This is a genomic window from Parabacteroides sp. MSK.9.14 (genome assembly GCF_019041495.1).
GTDB classification, from domain to species: domain Bacteria; phylum Bacteroidota; class Bacteroidia; order Bacteroidales; family Tannerellaceae; genus Parabacteroides; species Parabacteroides merdae.
In genome coordinates, this window is sequence record NZ_JAHPXO010000035.1 from 1 (window position 1) to 24,500 (window position 24,500).

22 protein-coding genes and 2 tRNA genes are annotated in these 24,500 nt (G+C 43.5%); 7 read left to right on the forward strand and 17 right to left on the reverse strand.

Annotated features, from left to right (window positions below; genetic code table 11):
* Positions 1–140 precede the first annotated feature (140 nt).
* The 5 genes from KTG12_RS16530 to nusB all read right to left on the reverse strand — a co-directional run bounded on the left by KTG12_RS16530 (position 141) and on the right by nusB (position 3,662).
* Entirely contained in the window at positions 141–584 is a 444-nt protein-coding gene (locus tag KTG12_RS16530) for a DUF5606 domain-containing protein (RefSeq protein WP_022322926.1), read from the reverse strand.
* 129 nt (positions 585–713) lie between these two features.
* Positions 714–1,343: a dephospho-CoA kinase gene (gene coaE / locus KTG12_RS16535; protein WP_138273300.1), complete on the reverse strand. Its 630-nt coding sequence runs from the start codon at positions 1,341–1,343 to the stop codon at positions 714–716.
* Positions 1,336–2,349: a hypothetical protein gene (locus tag KTG12_RS16540; RefSeq protein WP_005640954.1), complete on the reverse strand. Its 1,014-nt coding sequence runs from the start codon at positions 2,347–2,349 to the stop codon at positions 1,336–1,338. The genes coaE and KTG12_RS16540 overlap by 8 nt, the downstream gene beginning before the upstream one ends.
* 12 nt (positions 2,350–2,361) lie before the next feature.
* The gene (gene yajC / locus KTG12_RS16545) at positions 2,362–2,673 is read right to left on the reverse strand and encodes a preprotein translocase subunit YajC (RefSeq protein ID WP_138273301.1); all 312 of its coding nucleotides are present in this window, start codon (positions 2,671–2,673) and stop codon (positions 2,362–2,364) included.
* 62 nt (positions 2,674–2,735) lie between these two features.
* On the reverse strand, positions 2,736–3,662 hold the full coding sequence (gene nusB, locus KTG12_RS16550) for a transcription antitermination factor NusB (RefSeq protein ID WP_005640949.1): 927 nt from the start codon (positions 3,660–3,662) through the stop codon (positions 2,736–2,738).
* Between the two features lie 224 nt (positions 3,663–3,886).
* Between nusB and KTG12_RS16555 the strand changes: the two genes are divergently transcribed.
* Entirely contained in the window at positions 3,887–4,249 is a 363-nt protein-coding gene (locus KTG12_RS16555) for a DUF3276 family protein (protein WP_036724656.1), read from the forward strand.
* Positions 4,250–4,350: 101 nt separating this feature from the next.
* Here the strand turns inward: KTG12_RS16555 and KTG12_RS16560 are convergent, their stop codons facing one another.
* On the reverse strand, positions 4,351–4,521 hold the full coding sequence (locus KTG12_RS16560; RefSeq protein ID WP_005640945.1) for a DUF362 domain-containing protein: 171 nt from the start codon (positions 4,519–4,521) through the stop codon (positions 4,351–4,353).
* A gap of 153 nt (positions 4,522–4,674) precedes the next feature.
* Between KTG12_RS16560 and KTG12_RS16565 the strand changes: the two genes are divergently transcribed.
* Entirely contained in the window at positions 4,675–5,409 is a 735-nt protein-coding gene (locus KTG12_RS16565; protein WP_022322930.1) for a porin family protein, read from the forward strand.
* Here KTG12_RS16565 and KTG12_RS16570 read toward each other — a convergent pair.
* The 3 genes from KTG12_RS16570 to rsfS all read right to left on the reverse strand — a co-directional run bounded on the left by KTG12_RS16570 (position 5,396) and on the right by rsfS (position 8,732).
* On the reverse strand, positions 5,396–6,229 hold the full coding sequence (locus tag KTG12_RS16570) for a phosphatidate cytidylyltransferase (RefSeq protein WP_005640940.1): 834 nt from the start codon (positions 6,227–6,229) through the stop codon (positions 5,396–5,398). The two genes, KTG12_RS16565 and KTG12_RS16570, sit on opposite strands and share 14 nt — an antisense overlap.
* A 114-nt stretch (positions 6,230–6,343) precedes the next feature.
* The gene (gene ftsH / locus KTG12_RS16575) at positions 6,344–8,338 is read right to left on the reverse strand and encodes an ATP-dependent zinc metalloprotease FtsH (RefSeq protein ID WP_119216609.1); all 1,995 of its coding nucleotides are present in this window, start codon (positions 8,336–8,338) and stop codon (positions 6,344–6,346) included.
* Between the two features lie 34 nt (positions 8,339–8,372).
* Positions 8,373–8,732: a ribosome silencing factor gene (gene rsfS / locus KTG12_RS16580; RefSeq protein ID WP_005640937.1), complete on the reverse strand. Its 360-nt coding sequence runs from the start codon at positions 8,730–8,732 to the stop codon at positions 8,373–8,375.
* Positions 8,733–8,956: 224 nt separating this feature from the next.
* Between rsfS and KTG12_RS16585 the strand changes: the two genes are divergently transcribed.
* Positions 8,957–9,027 (forward strand) — tRNA-Gln (locus KTG12_RS16585).
* 36 nt (positions 9,028–9,063) lie between these two features.
* Positions 9,064–9,134: transfer RNA gene (locus tag KTG12_RS16590), tRNA-Gln, on the forward strand.
* A gap of 90 nt (positions 9,135–9,224) precedes the next feature.
* On the opposite strand, the gene KTG12_RS16595 is transcribed toward KTG12_RS16590, so the two are convergent.
* The 3 genes from KTG12_RS16595 to dnaG are packed head-to-tail and all read right to left on the reverse strand — an operon-like array spanning position 9,225 to position 13,599.
* A complete protein-coding gene (locus KTG12_RS16595) occupies positions 9,225–10,544 on the reverse strand; it encodes an ABC transporter permease (protein ID WP_005640935.1) in 1,320 nt (439 codons plus the stop codon).
* Positions 10,541–11,467 carry an ABC transporter ATP-binding protein gene (locus KTG12_RS16600; protein ID WP_005647752.1) on the reverse strand — a complete coding sequence of 309 codons (927 nt, stop codon included), beginning with the start codon at positions 11,465–11,467 and terminating at the stop codon, positions 10,541–10,543. Before KTG12_RS16600 ends, KTG12_RS16595 begins: the two co-directional genes overlap by 4 nt.
* Before the next feature lie 5 nt (positions 11,468–11,472).
* Entirely contained in the window at positions 11,473–13,599 is a 2,127-nt protein-coding gene (dnaG, locus tag KTG12_RS16605; RefSeq protein ID WP_138273304.1) for a DNA primase, read from the reverse strand.
* A 296-nt stretch (positions 13,600–13,895) separates the two neighbouring features.
* On the opposite strand from dnaG, the gene KTG12_RS16610 reads away from it, so the two are divergent.
* Both KTG12_RS16610 and KTG12_RS16615 read left to right on the forward strand, forming a co-directional pair.
* Positions 13,896–15,623 carry a serine protease gene (locus KTG12_RS16610; protein ID WP_138273306.1) on the forward strand — a complete coding sequence of 576 codons (1,728 nt, stop codon included), beginning with the start codon at positions 13,896–13,898 and terminating at the stop codon, positions 15,621–15,623.
* Positions 15,624–15,632: 9 nt separating this feature from the next.
* Positions 15,633–16,067, forward strand: a complete 435-nt coding sequence (locus tag KTG12_RS16615) for a hypothetical protein (RefSeq protein WP_138273309.1) — start codon at positions 15,633–15,635, stop codon at positions 16,065–16,067.
* An 18-nt stretch (positions 16,068–16,085) separates the two neighbouring features.
* Here KTG12_RS16615 and KTG12_RS16620 read toward each other — a convergent pair whose 3' ends face one another.
* The 5 genes from KTG12_RS16620 to KTG12_RS16640 form a co-directional block, all read right to left on the reverse strand.
* Positions 16,086–16,559: an Arm DNA-binding domain-containing protein gene (locus KTG12_RS16620; protein ID WP_224204359.1), complete on the reverse strand. Its 474-nt coding sequence runs from the start codon at positions 16,557–16,559 to the stop codon at positions 16,086–16,088.
* Between the two features lie 323 nt (positions 16,560–16,882).
* Entirely contained in the window at positions 16,883–17,884 is a 1,002-nt protein-coding gene (locus tag KTG12_RS16625; protein WP_005640922.1) for a GGGtGRT protein, read from the reverse strand.
* A gap of 8 nt (positions 17,885–17,892) precedes the next feature.
* Positions 17,893–18,084: a hypothetical protein gene (locus KTG12_RS16630; RefSeq protein WP_005640920.1), complete on the reverse strand. Its 192-nt coding sequence runs from the start codon at positions 18,082–18,084 to the stop codon at positions 17,893–17,895.
* Positions 18,077–18,769, reverse strand: coding sequence for an iron-sulfur cluster assembly scaffold protein (locus tag KTG12_RS16635; protein ID WP_005640918.1), 693 nt, complete (start codon positions 18,767–18,769; stop codon positions 18,077–18,079). Before KTG12_RS16635 ends, KTG12_RS16630 begins: the two co-directional genes overlap by 8 nt.
* A 118-nt stretch (positions 18,770–18,887) precedes the next feature.
* On the reverse strand, positions 18,888–20,006 hold the full coding sequence (locus tag KTG12_RS16640) for a redoxin domain-containing protein (RefSeq protein ID WP_005640914.1): 1,119 nt from the start codon (positions 20,004–20,006) through the stop codon (positions 18,888–18,890).
* Between the two features lie 110 nt (positions 20,007–20,116).
* On the opposite strand from KTG12_RS16640, the gene KTG12_RS16645 reads away from it, so the two are divergent.
* Positions 20,117–24,172 carry a response regulator gene (locus KTG12_RS16645; RefSeq protein WP_155144333.1) on the forward strand — a complete coding sequence of 1,352 codons (4,056 nt, stop codon included), beginning with the start codon at positions 20,117–20,119 and terminating at the stop codon, positions 24,170–24,172.
* The last annotated feature ends 328 nt before the right edge of the window (positions 24,173–24,500 follow it).

Genomic DNA, 24,500 nt, shown 5'->3' on the forward strand with positions numbered 1-24,500 from the left:
GAAGTGATTATACTCTATCATCTTCATATGCCATGTATTTTGTGGGAACATTTACCGAATATTCCTAATGAATGTCCTAAAAGAGAAGTACAGGACTATCTGGTACATCTCTTTTTTGTATTTGATTCGACTGTAATTGGTTAAGCTTCCTCTTTTTTCGTTTCTTTAACCGAAGCTTCTTCTGTTGCCGATTCTTCTGGGGTGAACTCTGTGAGGCCTGCGCCGATCAGGATGTTATACCAGGAGATCAATTTCTTGATATCACTCGGATATACACGTTCACGGTCGAAATTGGGAAGAATCTCGGCGAAATAAGCACGTAGTTCGTCTGGTTTGGCGGATGTGGAAACAGATGCTTGTTGCCCGTTTTCTTTATTTTTGACGTTGGTCAGAACTTCATGCAATGGAACTTCTGCTTCATTTGTGTAGATAGCGATATCTCCCAGAGAAATTACTTTATCTTTTGCGTATGCAGGAACTCTTTTCTTGTCTGCTAACGACTCAACAATTAGCATATTTTTCCCGTGGGAAACCAATTTAAACAATCCCGGTTTACCCGAGATAGACAAAATCGTCTTCAACATAATACTTTGTTTTTCTAATAGTGTTTAACTTTTGTGCTGCAAATGTAGTATAACTGTCGGGAATTTTCGGCAGTTTTGAACATATTTTCTTGTTTCTAATGATTATTCACTAAGCATAAATGTCTCTATCTACTGAATATTTTTGTTTTTATGCTTATTATAGAATTGAAAGTCAATGTTTTTTATCTTTAGTCCTGCAAGAAAAGCGGTTATTTGCGGAAGTAAAGCTTGTTCTCCGTCATTGAAGATCACGTAGTCCGATTTCTCTTTTTTCATTTCGTCCGGCAACTGGCTTTCGATGCGACGTATAATTTCTTCTCGGGAAACAGAGTCGCGTTCGAGTATCCGTCCGATGCGTATTTCCATCGGGGCATAGACCATCAGCGTCGTATCGACAATCCGGTTAAAGCCCGATTCGAAAAGAATGGCTGATTCGATGGCGCATACCGGGGTATTCAGTCTTTCGACCCAAGCAAGAAAATGACGGTTCACTTCTGGGTGAATGATCGCGTTCACTTGTCCAAGCCGTTCCGGGTTTCCGAAAATATGGGAAGCGAGCCGTCTTTTATCCAAACCGTCGGCTGTATAAAGTTCTTTGCCGAACAAGGTAATCAGCTTTTCCCGGATAACGGGAGAAGTGGCTGTTAGATGCTTGCTTTCTGTATCGGCTATATACACAGGAATACCCCATACTTCCAATAGTGCGGCTACCATTGATTTGCCGCTTCCGATTCCTCCGGTGATTCCAATCTTAATCATTTGACTTTGTTTGTTCCAATATAAATTCGATCCGGTCTGGTGAAATTGTAGCTACATCCACCCAGCTCAGTTTTTTGTTCAGTTGTAAAGGCAATGTTCCTGAAGCGCTTTGTTCTAAATCTGCAAAAGAGATTCGTATTTCGAAATCATCTGCCGAGACGTCCTTGAAGCGCGAAAGAGGGACGTTGCAGCTCACTTTCACGACAGCCGGGAACATGCGCAGGGTGTAATGGGGCGGCAGATTGGTGCAGATAACAGGTATTTCCAGCGTTTTTTCTGTATACTCTTCTATCGGGATCGTAACGGTTACACTTGTCGGTTCGAGAGTAACCCCGTCTATTTTTTCCAGTTGGACGGTACGTGTGACGGTCTTGTTTCCTTTTTTGATCTCGGTATAGATTGTTTTTATCTCTTTCAAGGTGTCCAGAACGACATCGCTGGCATAGACGTTGATGCTGCGGGGAGTAATGGATATGTCACCTGAAACTTTGAAACCGGCATTTGTTTGGACAACTCCCTCGAATACGGCTGGTATCTCCTTCTTGATGCGTTTGCTGTAAGCAGCATCGATATGTTGGGGTTCGAAGCTGAGCAGGGATGTGGTCGCAATCAGATGTTTCTTTATTTCGTTTTCGATATCTTTCCGGTTAATGATCAGTTTACCGGATTTTTCCGACTGTGTCTTCATGTTGGCCTCAATTGGGGCAAACGAACGTCCGAAGGAGTAGTTCAGCAATACACTCCCCTTGTCTTTCACTTTGACTGTAATGGCTTCGGGCGGTGTTTCCGTGAAAGATATATCTGGCGGCACATTCTTGTACTTGACCGGAATCCTGATATCTATTTCATACTCCTGTTGCAGGCTTTGGAGAAGCCAGAAGCCGAAAGCCAACAGTATAAAACAGAAAAAGATCAAGGCTTCTTTCCACTGTTGACGGCGAAGAAAAGCCTTAATCTCTATCCGGACAGACTTGAATGTTTGTTTGATTTGTCCAAGTCGTGACATATGTTCCGTTGTTTATTTTTGCTGTGCGTCCTCTACAGATGCAAACACGGATGTTTTGTCTACACGGATGCGTACACCATCAGAAATTTCAATCAACATATATGTGTCACCGATTTCTTTGATTTTTCCGTAGATACCTCCGGCAGTAATCACTTTGTCTCCTGCTTTCAAGGCTTCGCGGGCTTTCTGAATTTCTTTTTGTTTCTTTTGTTGCGGACGGATCATAAAGAAATAGAAGATCGCAACAATAACAACCATCATTAAAATACCAGACCATTGCTGACTTCCGCCGACGGCCTGAAGTAAAATAGTAAGTAAGCTCATATAACTATAAACATTAATAAGTTAATATCAATTCGATACTGACACAAATGTAAGGATAATAATTAATCTTTGAGCAATAACTTTTCTTTTTTTAACTCGTTGACTACAGAATCTAAAATACCGTTGATGAATGTTCCGCTTTTCGGGGTACTGTAGTATTTGGCCGTATCAATATATTCGTTCAGCGTTACGTTGATGGGAATTGTCGGGAACGTCATGATTTCTGCCAGTGCAACCTGCATGATGATAAGATCCATATTGGCTATGCGTTCGGTTTCCCAGTTCTTCATGTGTTTGTTGATACGTTCACGGAATTCGCTTCCTTTCATCAATGATTGGCGGAATAATTTAATGGCGAAAGACTGGTCTTCGAGATCTTTAAACATCGGCAGCAATTTTTGTTTGCTTCCGGCTGCTTCTTCGAATTGTTTGATTGTTTTCAGCGTAAAAGTTTCGACGATGGAGATGTCGTCGTTCCAATAAATGCTTTTATCTTGCAGATAATCGTCGATCGCTTCATTGCCACAAATTAGTTTTTTGAATACGATGCGCCAGAATTCCTTATCTGTCTCGTATGAATCATTTTCGTTATTCAGATATTCCCCGTATTGTTCGGACGACAAGATCAGGTCGAGTACCATTTTGATGAAATCTTCATCATTATCCCATGAAAGCCCCTGTTCGGCCACGTATTTCCGAAGTGCTTCATTTTCGGCTATTTGTGCGGCAAAACGGTTGTCTATCAGTCGGGTATTGGGGTTCAATTCGGCTTCTGTCGGCATATACTTGTTCTTACGGGCATCCAAGATACGTCTTTGTAAGTTTGTGACGTCGACAATTAGAAGAAGGAAATAATGATATAAGTCATAAGACTTTCTAAGACTGAAAAGCAATTCGTTTTCCGCTACTTTGAGGTCGTTGTTTCCGTTTTGATAGTAAGAATATACTATCTGTAAAACTTTAATGCGGATTAAAATTCTGTTGATCATCGTTTGAAGGAACTACTTGTTATAAATTTGGCTGCAAAGTTAGTCATTCTTTTGATAAAAGTTCGTCGCTTCGCTTAATTTTATGTGTGTTATTTATTATTTCATAATATTCCGATTCTTTATATGCATTTTCATGCGTTAAAATAGTTGTTGTTTAAAAAAAAATGCACATATTTGAGGCAAGTTATGATAAATGGGTGGTTGTTTAACGAATGTTTGCTATAATGGAAAACTCGGTGAAGAAAATACAGGTTGAAGGTGGTGACAAAGAGATCTTATACTCTAAAACCATTAAAGCAGGAAAAAGAATTTATTATCTGGATGTAAAGAAGAATCTGAAAGACGATTTATTTCTGGCTGTGACGGAGAGTAAAAAAGTGCAGCCGAAGAATGGTATGCAGGTTTCTTTTGAGAAACATAAGATTTTTCTGTACAAAGAAGACTTTGACAAGTTCATGGATGGAATGAATGATGTAATCAGTTACATTAAACGATGTAGAGCTGATGAAAGGCCGGAGGAGACGATGTCGGATGAAGGTCGGCAGGAAAGCGACTCGGATGAGATCAAACTGAATATCGAATTTTGACGAAGTCGGTAGAGAATGAGAAAATAATAAGGGGCTGTTCCGAAAGGAAACAGCCCCTTATCTTTATAGGTCCTGTAAAGGAAACCTATCGATGTTGCGGTTTATTCTGCCGGATGAATTGCTTCAGTAGGACAAGCATCTGCGCAAGTTCCACAATCTGTACACATTTCAGGGTCGATGCTGTATTTATCGCCTTCTGAAATTGCTCCTACCGGACATTCGTCAATACAAGTACCGCAAGCGATACAATCGTCACTAATTACGTAAGCCATTTTTTTAAACGTTTAAATTGATAACTATTAGTTCGTGCAAAAATAGAGTTTTCTTTGAATTAAAAAAAGAACTCCTCCTTTTTTTTACAAATAAATACTCTTTTGCAATAAGTCGGACTCTTTCCCGTTATAAATTCAAAATTACGAAAAGAATTGAGACGTCTACTATTTATTATATGTGTGTTCTTTCTGTCTGTAACTGCCGTAATGGCGCAGAAAGAAAAGGTGAAGAACCAGCCCTATGCGGATTTGAAATGGTTTCATTTGGGATTTCATGTAGGTCTGCATGCGCAGGATTTGATATTGACTAATACCGGTGTGGCAACAAACGGTGAAACCTGGTATGCCGAGATTCCGAGCTATTCGCCCGGTTTTAGTGTCGGGGTCATCGGGGATATGTACTTGAATCCATATTTCAATCTGCGTTTTACGCCGACTATCCATTTCGGTGACAAGAAATTTGTGTTCCGCCGTCCTGAAATGGAAGGAGTGGAGGGTACAGATGAAAATCCGGTGGTAAGCATGTATTCCACTTCTGTCCGTTCCAACTATCTGACGTTTCCGCTCGATGTGAAGTATAGCGCTTTTCGTGTGAATAACTATCGTCCTTATCTGATTGGCGGTATTTATGGTGCTTTCGATCTGGGGCGTAAAAAAGGAAATCCGATCCTGTTGAAAGGAACGGATTTCGGTGTCGAGTTTGGTATCGGATGTGATATTTATCTTCCGTTTTTCAAATTATGTCCGGAACTTAAGTTTAGTTTCGGTCTGGTAGACCTGTTGGAGAAAGACCGAAGTGATCTGACAGATCCGGAATTGATCAAGTATCCGAATTCCTTGTCTAAAGCAACTTCCCGGATGGTGACGCTCACCTTTAATTTCGAATGAATAGTTCGATATAGATATAGCTGGCGGGAACAGCTAGCATAACGCTGTCGAAGCGGTCTAGCATTCCTCCGTGGCCTGGTAATACATTGCCAGAGTCTTTTACTCCGAGTGTACGTTTCAGCAAGGATTCGATCAAGTCTCCCCAGGTTCCGAACAGGACAACCGTGGCTGCCAGTCCCAACCAATTCATCCGGTTTATTTCCGGGGCGAACCAGGCGAATGCCTGTGAGGAAGCCAAGGAGAGGATCAATCCGCCAAAAAAGCCTTCCCATGATTTCTTGGGAGAAATCCGTTCAAATAATTTATGTTTTCCGATCAAGGAGCCGACCAAGTATGCTCCGGTATCGTCCAGCCAGACAAAAATAAAGATCGCCATGATAAAGAGCGGCGTGTAGCTCATGACACCAGGTGTCCCCGGTTCTGCGCCGATGAAATTCAATATGGAGAAGGAGCCGGCACAATAAACCTGGGCAAAGAGCGTAAATGCCCAATTATTAATCGGGTTCGGTGCCTTATAGTAGAGTTCAGCTATCATTGTCAACATGATAAATAGTAGATAGGGAAGGAATATCTTTCCGTCTGTCAACCCGTTTGCATAAACGAAGGTGGCGATAAACAGATATACTCCTCCGAGCACATTCACGGTCCGTTGCAGATTCGCATTTTCATAATGTTTGACCAGACCTCCGAATTCCCAAAGGGTCAATCCTGTTATAATACAAAAAAGAATAAGGAAAAAAATCGGATGAATATAAATGGCACTGATTAGTACCACAACGAATATAATGCCGGTTAACGCCCGTATAATCAAATTTTTCAAGACGATAGTGTTTTTTTATTGATTTATTCAAGTACAAATATAATTAAAATAATAATTCCATGCCCATCTGTTTCAAATTTAGTGAGCATGGAATTTTTTATTGTTTATGTTATCTTACTGCTTGTCAGCTTCGGCAACTTTTGCTTCTTCGGCCTTTTTACCGTTTGCTTTCTCTTGCAGCTCCAGAATCTCCTCCGAGCGGGAAACCCAAGCACGCTTGCCGAAGATCTGTTCGACATCTTCCGTGTAGATTACTTCCCGTTCCAGCAATACCTGAGCCAGCGTATTGTGGCCTGACGCATGTTCTTTCAGAATACTTTTGGCTCGTTCGTACTGTTCATTGATAATGGCCTGTACTTCCTGGTCGATCATCCGAGCTGTTTCCTCGCTGTACGGTTTAGTGAAACCCCAGTCTTGTCCACTTGAATCGTAGTAGTTCAAGTTCGGCAGTCGGTTACTCATACCAAAATAGACGACCATCGCATAAGCCTGTTTAGTCACCCGTTCGAGGTCATTAGATGCTCCGGTAGATATTTTTCCCAAGAAAAGTTCTTCAGCTGCGCGGCCGCCGAGCGTGGCACACATTTCGTCCAGCAATTGTTCACGGGTGGTAATCTGGCGTTCTTCCGGTAAATACCAGGCAGCGCCTAATGCCTTGCCTCGCGGAACGATTGTGACTTTAACTAACGGATTGGCATGTTCTAGCAGCCAGCTCAAGGTTGCGTGACCTGCTTCATGGTTGGCTATGCATTGACGTTCATCCGCAGTTGTTATTTTAGTTCGTTTCTCCAAACCTCCGACGATACGGTCGACCGCATTCATGAAGTCTTCTTTTTGGACAAACTTTTTACCGTTACGAGCGGCAATCAAAGCAGCTTCATTGCAGACATTGGCAATGTCGGCACCGGAGAAACCGGGAGTCTGGCGTGCCAAGAATTCGGCATCGACGCTTTCGTCGATTTTGATCGGACGCAGATGCACTCCGAATATCTCTTTACGCTCGTTCAAGTCGGGTAATTCCACGTGAATCTGGCGGTCGAAACGTCCCGCACGAAGTAGAGCCTTATCCAAGATATCGGCACGGTTCGTAGCTGCCAGGATAATAACACCACTGTTGGAACCGAAACCGTCCATTTCTGTAAGTAACTGGTTCAATGTGTTTTCACGTTCGTCGTTGCTGTTCATGTTTACATTTTTACCACGGGCACGACCGACGGCATCGATCTCGTCAATGAATACGATACAAGGAGCTTTCTCTTTTGCCTGGCGGAACAAGTCACGTACGCGAGATGCTCCCACACCGACAAACATTTCTACGAAGTCCGAGCCTGACAGGGAGAAGAACGGAACATCTGCTTCTCCTGCCACAGCCTTAGCCAATAATGTTTTACCGGTTCCTGGAGGGCCTACGAGTAAGGCTCCTTTAGGTATTTTACCTCCTAATTCCGTATATTTTTCGGGGTTTTTCAAGAAGGAAACGATCTCTTCCACCTCCTGTTTTGCTTCTGCAAGGCCGGCGACATCCTTGAAGGTCACTTTTCGGTCGTTATCTTTATCGAAAAGCTGTGCTTTTGCTTTTCCCACACTGAATACTCCGCCGGGACCACCGCTTGCACCACCTGACATGCGTCGCATCAGAAAGATCCATACGACGATAATCAGCAGGATCGGACCGAACGAAACAAGAAAATTCCAGATCGCGTCGTCGCCTTCTTCGAAGCTGACTTGCGTAGTGATATGATTTTCGGCAACGGATTTGTCATAGAAGTCTGAAAATTTATCGGCCGACGGTATTTTGACATACACTTTCGGGTTTGTACCCAATGTCGCACTGTCTTTTCTGAACACCAGACCTTTCCGTCCGTCTTTTACAGTTGCTTCAACCAGATTCTTTTTGTTGTAGACGACCATCCGGTCGAATACGTTTTCCTGTGCTAATTTCTGGAACTCGGTCCAGCCTAATTCTTTAGATGCCGAAGAGTCGTTTGTCAGATACAAAGCAAAAAGCATTATGAAGATGAGCCCGTACATCCAATAAAGATTAAACTTGAACATCTTTTGCTTATTATTCTTCGGTGCTTTGTTAAACATGTCGTTTTTATTTTCCATATGTGATTATCTCTATACTATGTAAGATCGGTCATCAGTCGAGGTCTACAATCTGAGTCACTTTGGCATCTGACCAAAGATTTTCCAGATTATAGAACTCGCGAAGTTCCGGTAAAAATATGTGTACAAGAACCGTGCCATAGTCCATCCCGATCCATTCGGCACGCTGTGCTCCATCTATCGAAAGCGGTTTTTCTCCTGCCTTGCGATGGGCAAAATCCCAAGCTGAATCAGACAATGCGGAAACCTGGGTAGGTGTACTTCCTTCGCAGATTATCATATATTGGCAGATCGAGCCGGATAATTGGGTTAAGTCTACGGTTACAATGTTTTTGCCTTTTTTTTCCTGTAGGCCTTCTACAATCGTTTTAACTAATGCTTCTGTTTGATCCATTATTTTTTATTGAGTAATATTCGAAGTCGCAAATATACTTCTTATATTTATTATGTGGGTGATTTCCCTCTATTAATATATGTATATACTTGCAAAATCAAAACAAGCAGAAAAAGAAAAAAGTTTATTAATGAAAAAAAATTACCATATCGTTTGTTTATTTTGAAAAAGTATGTACTTTTGCACTCGCTAACAACAAGAGAGTTGACAAGCTTAATTGAAATTGTTCAATGGTGTAATGGTAGCACAACAGATTCTGGTCCTGTTAGTCCAGGTTCGAGCCCTGGTTGAACAACGAAATAATTAATTGTCATCTTTGTTGAACGGAAATTGTTCAATGGTGTAATGGTAGCACAACAGATTCTGGTCCTGTTAGTCCAGGTTCGAGCCCTGGTTGAACAACAAAAAGCCTGTCATTCTTTTGAGTGACAGGCTTTTTTCATACATATATTTTACGTTATCACGGCGATCGTAACGATCGCCGTGGTAGTTTTATTTATATTTTACCCATTTGATCATTTCTTTGATGCTCGGTTTCTTTCCATACATTAAAATACCTACACGGTAAATTTTGGCCGAGAACCAGATGATAAGTATAGCTGTGGCAAACAGCAAAGCAAACGAAAGAGCCAATTCCCATACCGGAATGTCGAACGGCAAGCGGACCATCATCACGATAGGGGAGGTAAACGGGATCATCGAACACCAGAATGCCAGCGGGCCGTCTGGATTATTCATGCTATAGATTCCGGCATACAAGCTGAACGCCATCAAAAGCATAATCGGAGTCATGAACTGCTGAGTGTCTTCCTGCTGTTCCAGAGCGCTTCCGATTGCAGCAAATAGAGCTGCATACAGTAAATAGCCACCGATAAAATAAAGGACAAAACAGGTGCCGATCATACCGAAGTTGATCGAATTGATAATTTCTTGCACCTGGATGCTGATATCGGAAGAACCGGCAGCCACATCGTTTATGCCTTGTGCCGTCATCTGTGCTGTCATCATATCTTCAGGTGACGTGTTGCCACCGAAAAAGAAAAGGCTCCCCGATACCAAGACCGTTGTCAGGATTCCCCACAGGAATACTTGTGTTAGGCCGACGAAACCGATGCCAATGATTTTTCCCATCATCAGGTCGAATGGCTTAACGGACGAAATCATCACTTCGATAATACGGTTTGTCTTTTCTTCCATCACTCCTTGCATGACCATTCCACCGTACATGATGATAAACATATAGATAATGAAAGTCAATATCATGCCTAAGATAGAGGCAACCTCGGCCGAAGTGCTTTTTTCACTTCCGTCTTCATCCCATTTGATGGTTTTGATATTGAAATTGATTTTGCTGTCCTCGATGATCTGTTTCAGGTTGTCGATGTTGTAAGAAGCGAGTTTCTCGTCTTTCAAGTATTCGGACAGTGTTTTGTCGATGGTGTTTTTCAGTCCCATCGGAATTTGTTTCTGCGAATAGAGTGTTGCTGCGGTTGGGTTTTGTAACAAGTCGTCTGTTATATTCAAGAAAGCGAAAATTTCTTTATCCGGGTTTTTACGATATTCTTCCAGGCTGGAACCTTTTTCGGTGATGAAGGTGTATTCTTCTGTGTCTTTAAACAGCGGTGCGTATTTGCCTGTCGTATCGCTGATCGCCACCTGTTTGACATCATCTCCTTTGATGGTGGATAACCAAAGCGGGACGAACACCAGCGCGGCAAACAGGAACGGTGTCAGGAATGTCAGTAACAGAAACGATTTTTTGCTGACACGGCGGAGGTATTCTCTTTTTATTATAAGTCCTATCTTATTCATGCTTGCGTAGTATTTGTACCGGAGACGGTGTTAATAAATATGTCGTTCATCGAAGGGATCTCTTCCGTGAAAGAAATGATTTCAGTCTGTCCCGCCAATGCAGAGAGGAGGGCGGAGTTGGTTATACCCGGCTCTTTATGGATGCGTACCTCGCTTGTTCCGGCCAGGTCTTTTTCCGTCAGCAGGCTGAACATTTCCGGGATGGGTTGCAATTTCCCTGATCCGGTATGGAAACGGAGGGTGAAATTGTTTGTCCGGAAACGGCTTTTCACTTCTGTTACATTGCCGGAAAGCACAACTTGAGAACGGTTGATCAAGGCGATATTGTCACAAATCTCTTCAACAGACGACATGTTGTGCGTGGAAAAGATGATTGTGTGTCCGGCATCTTTGAGTTCGAGGATTTCTTTTTTCAGCAATTCGGCATTCACTGGGTCAAATCCGCTGAACGGTTCGTCGAAGATCAGAAGTTTCGGTTCGTGAATGATGGTGATGATGAATTGTATTTTCTGCTGCATCCCTTTGGACAACTCTTCCAGTTTCTTGTTCCACCAGGGCATGATATCAAATTTTTCGAACCAGCGTATCAACCGTATGCGAGCTTCCTGGTAGGAGAGCCCTTTGAGCTGTGCTAGGTAGATGGCTTGTTCACCGACTTTCATTTTTTTATACAGGCCGCGTTCTTCCGGCAGGTAACCGATCTGGTAGATATCTTCCGGCTGAAATTCACGTCCGTTAAAACGGACAAGGCCGCTGTCGGGGGCCGTGATGCGGTTGATGATACGGATCAGTGTGGTTTTGCCGGCTCCGTTCGGCCCTAATAAGCCGAAGACTTTCCCTTCGGGAACTTGGATGCTGACCTTGTCGAGGGCGAGGTGGTTGGCATATTGTTTTACCACGTCTTCCGTTTCTAAAAAATTCATAGGCATTACATTTTTAATATGATTCTTTCTCCCAATTCTTTACTTAATATATTCTTTATTTCGTTCAGGCGCGTGAGCTTTTTCATCAGCTCGAAAACCTGATCCATGTCTTCGTTGTTTTGCATACTCTTGATCTGTGCCTGTATCTCTTTGATTTGAGAGAGTACATAGGCATCCTTGAAAGCATACAATTCCCGGATTACCAACTGGTCGAGTTTGTCTTCTTCCTGTTCCAGTTCCCGATATTTGGTGTGATACTTGCTTAGCTGATATTTTTCGCTGATCAGGTTGGCGGCAAGGCGGCTCACGTTCGGGTCGGGATGGGCGAGGAAATACCGGTTCGCGATGAACCCTTCGGACCGGCAGCGATCGGCCGCTTCATCCATCATACTCTTGAAGAGCGGAGTATAAAAGGTCAGGTCGTCGCGTTCCAGCTCGGAACGGATATATTCGGAAACGCGGATCACGACATCCTCGTTCGTCTCTTCGTCCGTATATTGGAACAGGATACGTTCGCCATAACGCACGATGTAGCGCAGCAGGGCGACTTCGTATGCCTCGTAAGGCGAACGCTTCGGCCCTACCGGAATGTTTGCCGGCGGCGTGAAAGGCGCTGGCGGCGGCATGCTGCCTCCTCCGTCATCGGGACTGTATTCTTCTGGTGGGGGGGGCGGGATCGTATTGTCAGGAGGCAGGGGACTTTCCTGCGGTTGTTCCGCCAGCGTCTCTTCCGGGTAGGGCTGGTAACCGGGAATATTCGGGTATTCGGGGATATTGATGGGAGTAGCCGGAATGGGGGAGGACGGAGTGTTCGCTTGCCTTTCTTCCTTGTTGAGGCGGATTTTGTTCACTTCGTTCAACAGGAGCATCTCGTCTATTTCCATCATCGTACTGCATTCCCGGATATAAAGGGAGCGGGCGATATTGTCGGGGATGATGGCCACCGTCCGGATAATGTCGGAGATCAGCGCCGACCGTTTGATCGGATCCGTTCCTGCATCGTCCAATAGCAGGCGCGTTTTGAAACGGATGAAATCGGTTTCGTTCTGCCGGATAAACTCAGCAAACTGGCTCGCGTTGTGCTTGCGGGCAAAGGAGTCGGGGTCTTCTCCGTCCGGAAGGAGCACCACTTTCACATTCATGCCGTCCTCCAACAGCAGGTCGATACCACGCAAGGCAGCCTTGATACCGGCTGCATCACCGTCATACAAGACCGTGATATTGCTAGTGAAGCGATGTATCAGGCGGATCTGTCCTTGTGTGAGGGCTGTACCCGATGAAGCGACCACGTTCTCGACCCCTGCCTGATGCATGGAAATAACATCCGTGTAGCCTTCCACCAAGAAGCAGCGGTCAGCCTTTACGATCGCCTGTTTGGCGAAATAGATCCCGTAAAGCTCGTTACTCTTATGGTAAATCTCACTTTCGGGCGAGTTGACATATTTGGCTGTCTTTTCGTCTTTCTTCAGGACACGTCCTCCGAAAGCGACGACTTTTCCACTGAGCGTATGGACCGGAAAAATGACACGCCCGCGAAAACGGTCGTTTACCCCGCCGTTGTCGTAGGCGATCACCAAACCTGTCTTTTCGAGAAATTCTTTTTTGTAACCGCTCTTTGTTGCGGCTTTATACAGGGCGTCCCGTTGGTCGAGGCTGTAGCCTAACTGGAATTTGCGAATGGTATCTTCCCGGAAACCACGTTCGGCAAAGTAGCGCAGGCCGGCGGCTTTGCCTTCCTGGTGTTCGTAGAGCTGGGTCGTGAAGTATTTCTGCGCCCAGCTATTGACGATCAGCATGCTTTCGCGGTCGCTGCGCACCTGCTTTTCGCGTTCCGACAGTTCCCGTTCCTGTATTTCGATGTTGTACTTTTTGGCAAGGAAGCGAAGCGCATCATAATAAGAAAGCTGCTCATGCTTCATAATGAAGTGAACAGCCGTACCCCCTTCGCCGCAGGCAAAGCATTTACAGATATTCTTTGCTGGCGACACATAGAAAGAGGGGGACTTGTCGCTATGGAAAGGACACAACCCTACATAGTTTATGCCTCGTTTCCGAAGGGTAACGAATTCGGAAACAACGTCCACAATGTTTGCAGCATCCAGTATCCGGTCTATGGTAGGTTGATCGATCATAAATCTTCTTACTTTTTATGTACAAAGGTAAGAAGATTTGTGATTTTTGAATTATATAATGACAACCTGTTTCTCTATTTATAATTTTGTCTCGTCCTGAGATAGGTTGACTGTGTGTTAAAAAATCTTATTATAGGTTGTCTATAAAAACAAAAAACAGACAAACCGTGTTGATCCATGTAATTTGTTTTTACACGTTCCTTGAAGTCTTAAAGTTAGCTTTCTTAACACCATGATGCGTATATTCTAAGATAAATACTTACTTTTGCGTCTGTATCTGATAACATGAAAAAGAAATGAAACGAATACTACATTTGATTTTGATCAGTTGTTTGTGCCTCTCGGCGGCAGCACAGAAAAACGCTCCTAAATGGATGAACAAAGCCAAGAGAGCGGTCTTTACAATTACCACTTATGGAAAGGATGGAAATAAGCTCGCAACTAGTACGGGATTCTTTATTTCCGAAACAGGCGAGGCTGTCTCTGCATACAATATCTTTAAGGGTGCCGAGAAAGCAACAATCACAGACTTTGAGGGAAAAACATTTCTGATTAAGAATATCCTGGGTGCAGACGAACTGTATGACGCTGTAAAGTTTCAGGTTGAAGTGCCGAAGAAAGCTGTTTTCCTGCCGATTGCTGCTGAGCCGGTGGCAAACGGGACGAATGCCTATCTGCTATTATACTCTACCGGCAAGAACGCCACCTTTAAGTCTGGTGTTATTACCGAAGTAAGTAAGCTGAAAGATCCGTATAAATATTACAAGATGGCAGTCGCATTGGAAGAAAACGAACTCAATGCTCCGTTGCTGACTCCCGAAGGTGAAGTGTTCGGGCTGGCACAAGCGGATGCAGGTGGAAAGAAAGATATTTGCTATGGCCTTTCTGCTGGATATGCAGGTAGCTTGTCAATAGGGTCTGCTGATTATCTGAGTTCTGCATACCGCAATATCAATATACCGAAAGGATGGCCGAAGGAACTGGACCAAGCAACCGTAGCTCTTTACTTGATCAGTGGCACGCAGGACGCAAAGGCACGCTTGGAAACGGTCAACGATTTTATCACCACCTTCCCGGATGCTCCCGACGGTTATCTGAACCGTTCTGATCTTTATGCCTACAATCGTGCGGAATTGGCTAACTCTATGGCTGAACAGGCAACCTATTTGCAAAAGGCACTGGACGACATAAAAACCGCTTCTAAATGTAGCGATAAGAAAGGTGATTTCTGGTATAACCAGGCTAAGTTGATCTACGGTGTTGCTTCGGCCGATAGTACGCTGACTGATCCAGCTTGGACAATCGAAGCCGCTATGGAGGCTTTGGACAAGGCGATCGAAGAGGATAACCTGCCAGCCTATCACCAATTAAGGGCGGATATCCTGTTCAATAAAGGAGAGTTCCAGCAGGCATTCGATGAGTACATGATCGTTAACAACAGCGATGTCGCCTCTGCTTCTTCTTATTATTTGGCTGCAAAGGCAAAGGAACGGGTTACCGGTTTTAATATCGGTGATGTTATCGACCTGCTCGACAAGGCGATCGAGAAATGTGGGACAAATATGAATGCCGAGGCGGCAGCTTATGTGTTGGAACGGATCAATTGGCGCCTGCGCCTTGCACAATACACGGAGGCTATCGCTGATTATGACCTCTATTATACACTGATTGGTGGACAGGTGCTTCCGAACTTCTTCTTCCTGCGCGAACAAGCCAAGTTCCGTGCGGGTGACTTGGAGGGAGCTTTGAAGGATATCCAGGCTGCTATACAGGGAAGTCCCAGCACGCCCGACTACTATGCGGAAGAAGCTTCCATCTATGTTCGCCAGCAGAAGTATGAAGATGCACTGAAAAGTATAGAGAGGGCAATCGCGATTGCTCCAGATTTCGGAGCCTGTTATCGTTTACGGGGCGTTTGTTACGTCCGTTTGAAGAAGAAAACAGAGGCTTGCGAAGCATTCAACAAAGCTAAAGAATTGGGCGATCCGCTTGCTGGAAAGTTGATAAAGGAACATTGTAAATAAGTGAGTGATATGAAGAAGCTGATGGATGTATTGCCGTTGCTGCTTGTCGTTGTCCTGCTGTTTGGTACGGCTTGTCAGAGCAATAAAAAGAAGGATGCGGAGAGCGTGAATGTAACGTTGTTCGATAAGGATCTGCCGGAGATCAAGACGCTGGTCAACGGAGAATGGGAACTGGTGAGTGGCAAGAACGCCCGTGAGTTCTGCGAATATGAGAATACTTTCATCAAGTTTGCAGACGACCAATATGTCTGGACGGAGGACGGCAAAGCCGAACCGGGGGCTTTGAACTGGCGCAAAGCGGATACGGGGGCCGGATATGAAGCCTATCTGATGGATGTCTTCTACGAGACCAACCCTGCCTATCCTGTGTCTATCAAAGGAGACACTCTTATCCTGCAAGACTGCTCGGAAACAGGATATAAATATACTTTGGTTAGGAACTAGCTTGCGTGAGGCTGTAAATTAAACTGTGTCAGCAAGGAACAAAGTATTAACTTTGCTAACACAGTTTAATTTACAGCCTCCGTTACCAATTAATTTTTCTTGTTCGTGATTATGTTCTGTAAAAACCTCAAACAAACTTTTCTCTTTCAGAGATTCGATCTTTTCTTGATATGCCTCACATAGAAGTTTAGCAGTGATGATAAAACCTCTACCCAACAATTCCGCTTCTTTCTGATACAGTTTGGCTTTTACGGCTTTCAGGTAGTTGTTGAGACTTTTGGCTTCCTCATCTTTACCTTTTACTTGTTGTTTGGTTTTATCCCAAGATGTGGCTTTTACCTTTTTGCCAGTAGAAAAGCCACATCTTTCACCATTTACGGTAATCAATACTTCAATAATTGTAGTACCGTCTTTTCTAACTCTGTTTTCTCTTATAAAAAAGAGAGTGGAAAATGAACTTCTAACCATTTGTTTAATCTTTAAATTAGACATTTAGAAGTCCTTTGAATAATCTGTATAATGCTATGTGTTAGATTGTTATGTTAAAATTTGCAGCCATTTTGGGAAAAATGGAAAATGGCTGTGATTTGGCTGCAAAATATCTTCAATTTTACTCGTTTCAGAAAGGAAAAACGGTGAATCTTTCCTATGGGAAAAAGAAGGTGATAGAAGAAATTTTGAGTATTTCTTATAACCAGTTTAAAGAAGTATTTGATTGGGTAAGAAAGAAGAAGCATATAAGATATTTCAATAAACAAAAAAACTCCCGTAACCATAACGATTACAGGAGTTTATATATTTGGAAATAACTTAAATTACTTCTTCATAGCTTCCTCGATAGCAACAGCCACTGCAACAGTAGCACCTACCATCGGGTTGTTACCCATACCCAGGAATCCCATCATCTCAACGTGAGCAGGTACGGATGAAGAACCAGCGAACTGAGCGTCACCGTGCATACGGCCCATCGTGTCGGTCATACCATAAGAAGCAGGACCGGCTGCCATATTATCCGGGTGCAGGGTACGGCCTGTACCACCACCTGAAGCTACAGAGAAATACGGGTGACCGTTTTCCATACATTCTTTCTTGTAAGTACCTGCAACCGGGTGCTGGAAACGAGTCGGGTTAGTTGAGTTACCTGTGATAGACACGTCAACACCTTCTTTACGCATGATGGCAACACCTTCGCGAACGTCGTCAGCACCGTAGCACTTAACTTTTGCACGCAGACCGTTTGAGTATGCTTTTTCTTCGATTACGTTTACTTCACCAGTCATATAGTCGAACTGAGTTTGAACGTAAGTGAAGCCGTTGATACGGGAAATGATTTTAGCAGCATCCTTACCTAGGCCGTTCAAAATAACACGCAACGGTTCTTTACGAACTTTGTTTGCCATTTCAGCGATCTTGATAGCACCTTCGGCTGCTGCGAAAGATTCGTGACCAGCCAGGAATGCGAAACATTTTGTTTCTTCACGAAGCAAACGAGCTGCCAGGTTACCATGGCCGATACCAACTTTACGATCGTCGGCAACAGAACCGGCGATACAGAATGCCTGCAGACCGATACCGATAGCTTCAGCAGCTTCGGCAGCGTTGGTGCAGCCCTTCTTGATTGCGATTGCAGCACCTACAACGTAAGCCCAGCAAGCATTTTCGAAACAGATAGGTTGTGTTTCCTTACACATTGTATAAGGGTCGATACCTTTAGCGTCGCAGATAGCCTTTGCATCTTCGATACCGTTGATACCATATTCTTTTAAAACCGCGTTGATATGATCGATACGGCGGTCATAACTTTCAAATAAAGCCATATTATTTTTTACTTTTTTAAATTCTTATTTACCAGAAATAAAGATATCAGAAAATTGAAAACAAGTACACCGCCGCAGCAGGCCACATAAAAAGCCATCCAGGGACGGTCCGGCTTAATCACGAAGTAAGCGATAACCGTTGCCACTGTGGTGATAGCGATCAGCCCGAGAAGGACGCGTGTCAGTGTCTTCTTATTCATTACGAGGATCGATATATTTTACAGCTTCTTTGAAACGACCGTAAGAGCCTTTGGCTTTTTCCAGTGCTTCGTTAGCATCCATACCCTTCTTCACCATATCCATGAATTTACCTAAGTGGATAAATTCATAACCGATTACTTCATCGTCAGCATCGAGAGCCATACGAGTACAGTAACCTTCTGCCATTTCCAAGTAACGAGGACCTTTTGCCAATGTACCGAACATGGTTCCTACTTGGCTGCGCAGACCTTTACCCAAGTCTTCCAGACCGGCACCGACAGGCAGACCACCTTCAGAGAAAGCAGACTGTGTACGACCGTAAACGATCTGCAGGAACAATTCGCGCATTGCAGTGTTGATAGCGTCACAAACAAGGTCAGTGTTCAATGCTTCCAACAGTGTTTTGCCCGGCAGGATTTCTGAAGCCATAGCAGCAGAGTGAGTCATTCCAGAGCAACCGATAGTTTCTACAAGTGCTTCCTGGATAATTCCTTCTTTAACGTTCAGAGTCAGCTTACATCCACCCTGTTTCGGTGCACACCAACCGATACCGTGAGTCAAACCAGAAATATCAGAAATCTGAGTTGCTCTAACCCACTTTCCTTCTTCAGGAATCGGAGCACACTGGTGGTTAGCTCCCTTCTTTACAACACACATGTGTTGAACTTCATGTGAATAAATCATAATCGCTAATTTATTATATTAAAGTGATAATAAAACTTTATGCTAATTTTAATGTAAGATCGCTTTTAAAAGACCGCACAAAGATAAAATTTAAAATTCAGCCGTGCAACAGGACCGGTTATTTCAAAACTTCTTTAATTTTATCTTCCAACTCCTGACCGTGCAGGTTCTTGGCGATGATTGTACCGTCTTTGTCAACCAGTACGGTATGAGGGATGCTGTTGACACCATAAAGAGCGGCACCGCTGTTCTGCCAACCTTTCAAGTCGGACAGTTGTGTCCAGGTGATGTTTAGGTCTTTTACGCCTTTGGCCCACGCATCGGCTTTGCTGTCCAACGAGATACCGACAATATCGAATCCTTTGTCCTTGTAATCTTTGTAGGCTTTGACCAGATTCGGCATTTCTGCACGGCAGGGAGGACACCAGGATGCCCAGAAATCAATCAGGACGACTTTGCCGTTACCGACGTATTCGGAAAGTTTGTGCACCTCACCTTTAGCGTTCGGCATTTCGAAATCAGTGAACTTCTGTCCTATGGCTACCTTTTTCAAAACATTCAGATGATCGATCATATAGCTGATTCCCGGAACGGACTTGAAAGAAGAATCTGCTTTGGAGATGATTTCATTTTGCTGCTCTTCGTCGATGTTGTAACGGAAATCGTAGAGGTTCTTGGCGGCAGACTGTTTATCTGTATGAGCCAGGATGTAGTTGACAACGGTTTCCGTAATCTTACGGTCGATCTCTTCATATTTGGCTTCCGCCTGTTTTATCAGGTTTTCATCGCCTGACTTCATATCGGCGACCAATTTGTCTATACCAGAGCGTAAGTCTTTGATTTTGGCCTGCAATTCTTTTTGTGCGTCATTTTCGGGAGTACCGCTAACAGTGGAAGTAGAATCCAGCACGACTGCTAATTTTCCGTTTTCAAGTACGAATGTTGCCATGAACGGAGCGTTTTCTCCGGGAGCGACACGCACCGGTTCAACCACTTCTTCCGAAAAACGGAGAGTACGGAGGGCAGGAGCGTTTTGTGTGCCTTTCAAAGCAAAAGATCCGTTTTGTACTAAGGCGCTGTCCAATGGTGCAGCATCTTTTACCCCATATTCATAGAGATATACATACTTACCATTCAAATCACTGTTTGAAACGGTACCGGTAATTTCGTAACCCGGTTTTTCGCTACAAGCTGCAAGAAGCAGGACGGAAGCGGCGATAGGAAGATACTTTTTCATATATTTATGTATTAAAACGATTAATACTTTATTAGTTACAGACGTTTGGTGCAAAAGTAAGAAAAAATTGACACATTATTTGCTATATTTGTGGCCTAATAATCGTTATTATGAATTTATCCTATATAGATACCAGATATGCGGCGTTTTTTCGTTTTGTAAGGGCTGTTATTGTCTGTTTGTTCCTTTTTTCTTGTCCGGTGTCTGCGGGGATTTCCCTGCATATGGCAAATAATATAGATTTGTCAAATAATGCTATCCTTGACATGTATCAGGATGAGAACGGTTATATGTGGATCGGTACCTACGACGGTTTGAATCTGTATAACGGCAAGAATACATATGTATTTCGTTTTGAACCGAATAACAAGAATACCTTATGCAGTAATATCATCAATAAAATCGTGTATGGTGGGGATGGATTTCTGTGGGTATCGACTTCTATGGGATTGAATCGGTTCTCGCTGAAAGACCGGAAGGTGACGGAGTCCTACACGGAATATCCCGAATGTTTGAATGTGGTGTCTGATTCGGCTGGTAATACACTGCTCATAAAGCAAAAAGATTTTATCTCCTGCTATTCTCCCGAAACCGGCTCTTTTCAGGATGTACATGTACAGGGAATGAATGAAGAAGTATCCAAAGTCTTGTTTGCAAACGGAGAAAGGCAATTCTTTATTCTTGACGCCGATGGCTGCCTGCTTGAGATTTGTCCGGATTTTGAGTCTTTTCCCTTGGTATTGGACATAAAGAAAACTCCGATTCATGAAAAGGAAATTGACCGTGCTTATTACCTCGATGGCACTTTGTATTATGTGGATATGGAAAACCACTTTTATTCTTACCGGATGAAAGATCGCAGGAAAGAGTATCTGGCCGACCTTACCGGCTGGATGGAGCAATATGGAAAGCTTTCCCGTATCGCTTTGTTTCATTCCGTCCCCTACTTGGTTTTCAGGAACGGGCTTTTGCTAAACATCGATAATCAGGAAGAGGCATTGAGGTTTGATGTCGGGCTATTTTGTGTTTTACCTGACCGGAAGCAGGATATCCTATGGGTGGGGACGGACGGGCAGGGAGTCCGGATGTATTATGACAAGTATAACCGATTTTCAGGGATTCAACTCAAGAGTTTGCCGATTGTCGTGCGGAATCCGGTCCGTTCGATCTATACCGAGGATGAGAAAACAATTTGGTTCGGAACTAAAGGAAATGGTTTTGTGCGTGTGGAAGATTATGATTCCTATGAAAAAGGAAAAATACCAGCCGAGAAAGTCAAACACTTCACAACATCGAGCGGCTTGTCTAGTGATCGTGTCTATTGTTTCCGTAAAAGTAACTATTATCCCTGGGTGTGGATCGGGACAGAAGGACCGGGGTTGTCATATTATTCCTTAGTGGACAAGAAAGTCCATACGATGGCAAGTCTTGTTGATACAAAGATCAGATATGTCCATGCCATCCGTGAAGTGAATGATTCGACGTTATGGATGGCAACGACCGGAGATGGTTTGCTGGAAGTTGTTATTGGTAGAAAAGGGGGGGAGCTTGTGATTAAATATGTAAAGTCTTTTATCCTTGAAAAGGATGGAAAGATTTGTAATGAGTTCCATTCAATGAGTTATGATGATGAGGCTTCTCTTCTTTATTTAGGGAGCCGTGGGGGATATGGATTGGTTCGTTTTAATCTGTTGACTAAGAAATACGAATTTATTCCGATGAATAATGCCGGTAACCGGGCGGTAGGGGATGTGCTTTGTATGTGTTATAGCAAGGATTCTACTTTTTATCTGGGGGCGAGTTCTGGTATGACACAGATGAAATTACATTCTGGGAACCCGGCGGAAGTACGCCAATATAGCAGGATCGACGGTATCAAGAATGATATGGTTCACGGTATTCTGGAAGATTCTGACGGCTGTGTTTGGCTGAGTACGAATAAGGGACTTACCAAATATAATCCTCACAATCGTTTTTTTCATAATTATGAAAGTCCTGATCTGGATGTGACGGAATTCTCGGATGATGCTTATTGGAAGTGCCCTTACACGGGAAAACTGTTCTTCGGTGGGATTAACGGGGTGATATGGGTAGATCCGCAAAACGACCGGCAGGAGAATTATAAGCCGGCCTTACATTTTTTTGAAATGAAGATGGGGCATGAAACGCATAGTTTGTATGACTATACGGATCAGAAAACCGGATATGTGACCATTCCCCCCAACATATCCACATTTTCGATTTCTTTTGTGGCGACCGACTATATACACGGGGAAAACTATGAGTATTCGTACTTATTGGAAAACTATAATACATCATGGACCGAACTGCAGAAAGATAACGAGGTTGTTTTTACGAAGTTACCTTATGGCAATTATGTTTTGAAAGTCCGTTACAAGAATGATGTGTTCGATTCGGATGCCAAGGAGTATTTTTTGCATATACGGGTGTTGCCTCCCTGGTATCGCGGTTCTTGGGCCATGATTGCCTATGGTTTGGTACTGGCGACCATATGTTTGGGTATCGTGTATTGGCTGCGCCGCCGGATTGTGGAAAAACAGGCCGAAGTCGCCCGGAAAATCAGAGAAGAGCAAAAAGAAAAACTATATGAAGCGAAGTTGAATTTCTTTGCCAACATCACGCATGAGCTTTGTACGCCTTTGACTTTGATTAATGGCGTAAATGATTATATCAAGATATCCGCTGACCGATTGGCTGATGGGAAATTGGAGAAGTATGCCCGTATCCTGGGTGAGAATGTCACAAATCTGAATGAGTTGATCCAGGAAATTTTGGATATCAGAAAGATCGAGGAGGTCGGATTCAGTCATATACAGATCAAACGGGTGTCCGTAAGCAGTTTGATCCGGAAGCAATGCGAATCGTTTATACCTGTTGCGGAGCAGAACGGGATCAATTTTACCTTCAGTGATGTTGATAAACCGGTTTATTGGAATACGGATGTACCCAGTTTGAAAAAGATTATACGCAATTTGGTGTCGAATGCATTCAAATACACGGAACAGAAAGGTACGATTGATGTTTCTGTCCGGATAGAAAATGAGTCTCTGATAATAAAGGTATATAATACGGGTAAGGGGATAGCGGAAGCTGACTTGAAAACGATTTTTGATCGTTTTCATATCTTAGGAGATTTGGATGGAAATAATTATACTCAGATGACTTCCAGAAACGGATTAGGACTTTTCATCTGCCATAGTATGGTCCAGTTGCTTCGTGGTGAGATAAATGTGGAAAGCAAGGAGGGGGAATCTGCCGGATTTATCGTTACGTTGCCTTATCTGGAGGTCGAGGAAATGGATTTAGACGAACAAGCCGATGAAGAGGTTCCGGTTGCACAACCAGTGGCTGCCGAAGCCACTGTCGAAACCACTGGGAATATCGGTAATCCGGTTATCTTGGTGGTTGATGATAACCGGGATATCGTTTGGCTGATTAAGGAAACTTTATCGTCCGAATATGCCGTTCGGGAGGCATTTAATGCAGAAGAGGCTTTGGCCTTGATGGACCAGCAAACTCCTGATTTGATTATTACGGATATCATGATGCCGAGTATGGATGGGTTTGCGTTGATCAGCCGTATCAAGTCTGATAAGTTCACCCGGCATATACCTTTAATCGTAGTATCGGCAAAAGTCTCGGAAAGCGAACAGGCGGAAGGATTGGATCTGGGTGCCGATGTATACCTGACCAAGCCATTCTCATCCGTAGTGCTCCATTCCGTTGTGAACAGATTGATGGCGAATAAAAAAGAACTGAAAGACTATTATTATTCTCCGGAAAGCGCTTATGAGCAGTCCGGCGGCCAGTTGATCCATCAGGAAGATAAGGAGTTTATGGATTCCGTGACAGCTATAATTAAGGAAAACCTTGCTCAGGATACGTTGCGTCCTGAACTTATAGCCGACAAATTAGGCATGAATACCCGTGCTTTGTATCGCCGTTTTAAAAAAATTTCACCGTTGACACCGAGTGATTTTATCAAGGACTACCGCATGATGCATGCTGCCCGGCTTTTAGTCACGACGAACCTGAGTGTGCAAGAAATCATCTATCAGGTCGGAATTTCCAACAAGTCCTATTTTTATCGTGAGTTTTCAGCCAAATACGGAGTTACACCGGGAGAGTATCGACGGATGCAATAGGGCGTTTCCAAATGTAACTGATTTTTATTCGTAGTCTTTAATTCGGTTTATCCGATATAATTGGATAAAGCAGACAATACCCCCTTTTTGGTCATATTTCTATTTCTGTTGAAATATCGGTTCGTCTTGAATTGTCGTTTTTCTTGTCTTTCCGATTTTGGAGTGTCATTACATGTCAAGTGTTTGGCGTGTCATTTGGATGCAGGGGTTGATCTGTCGACAGACTTTACAAATGCGAAATAATCTTTTATTGTTTTTTTGTGTAGTGTCCTGATTGTACAAAAGAGTGTCATAATCGGTCATAGGTTGAATATGATACTCTTTTTGC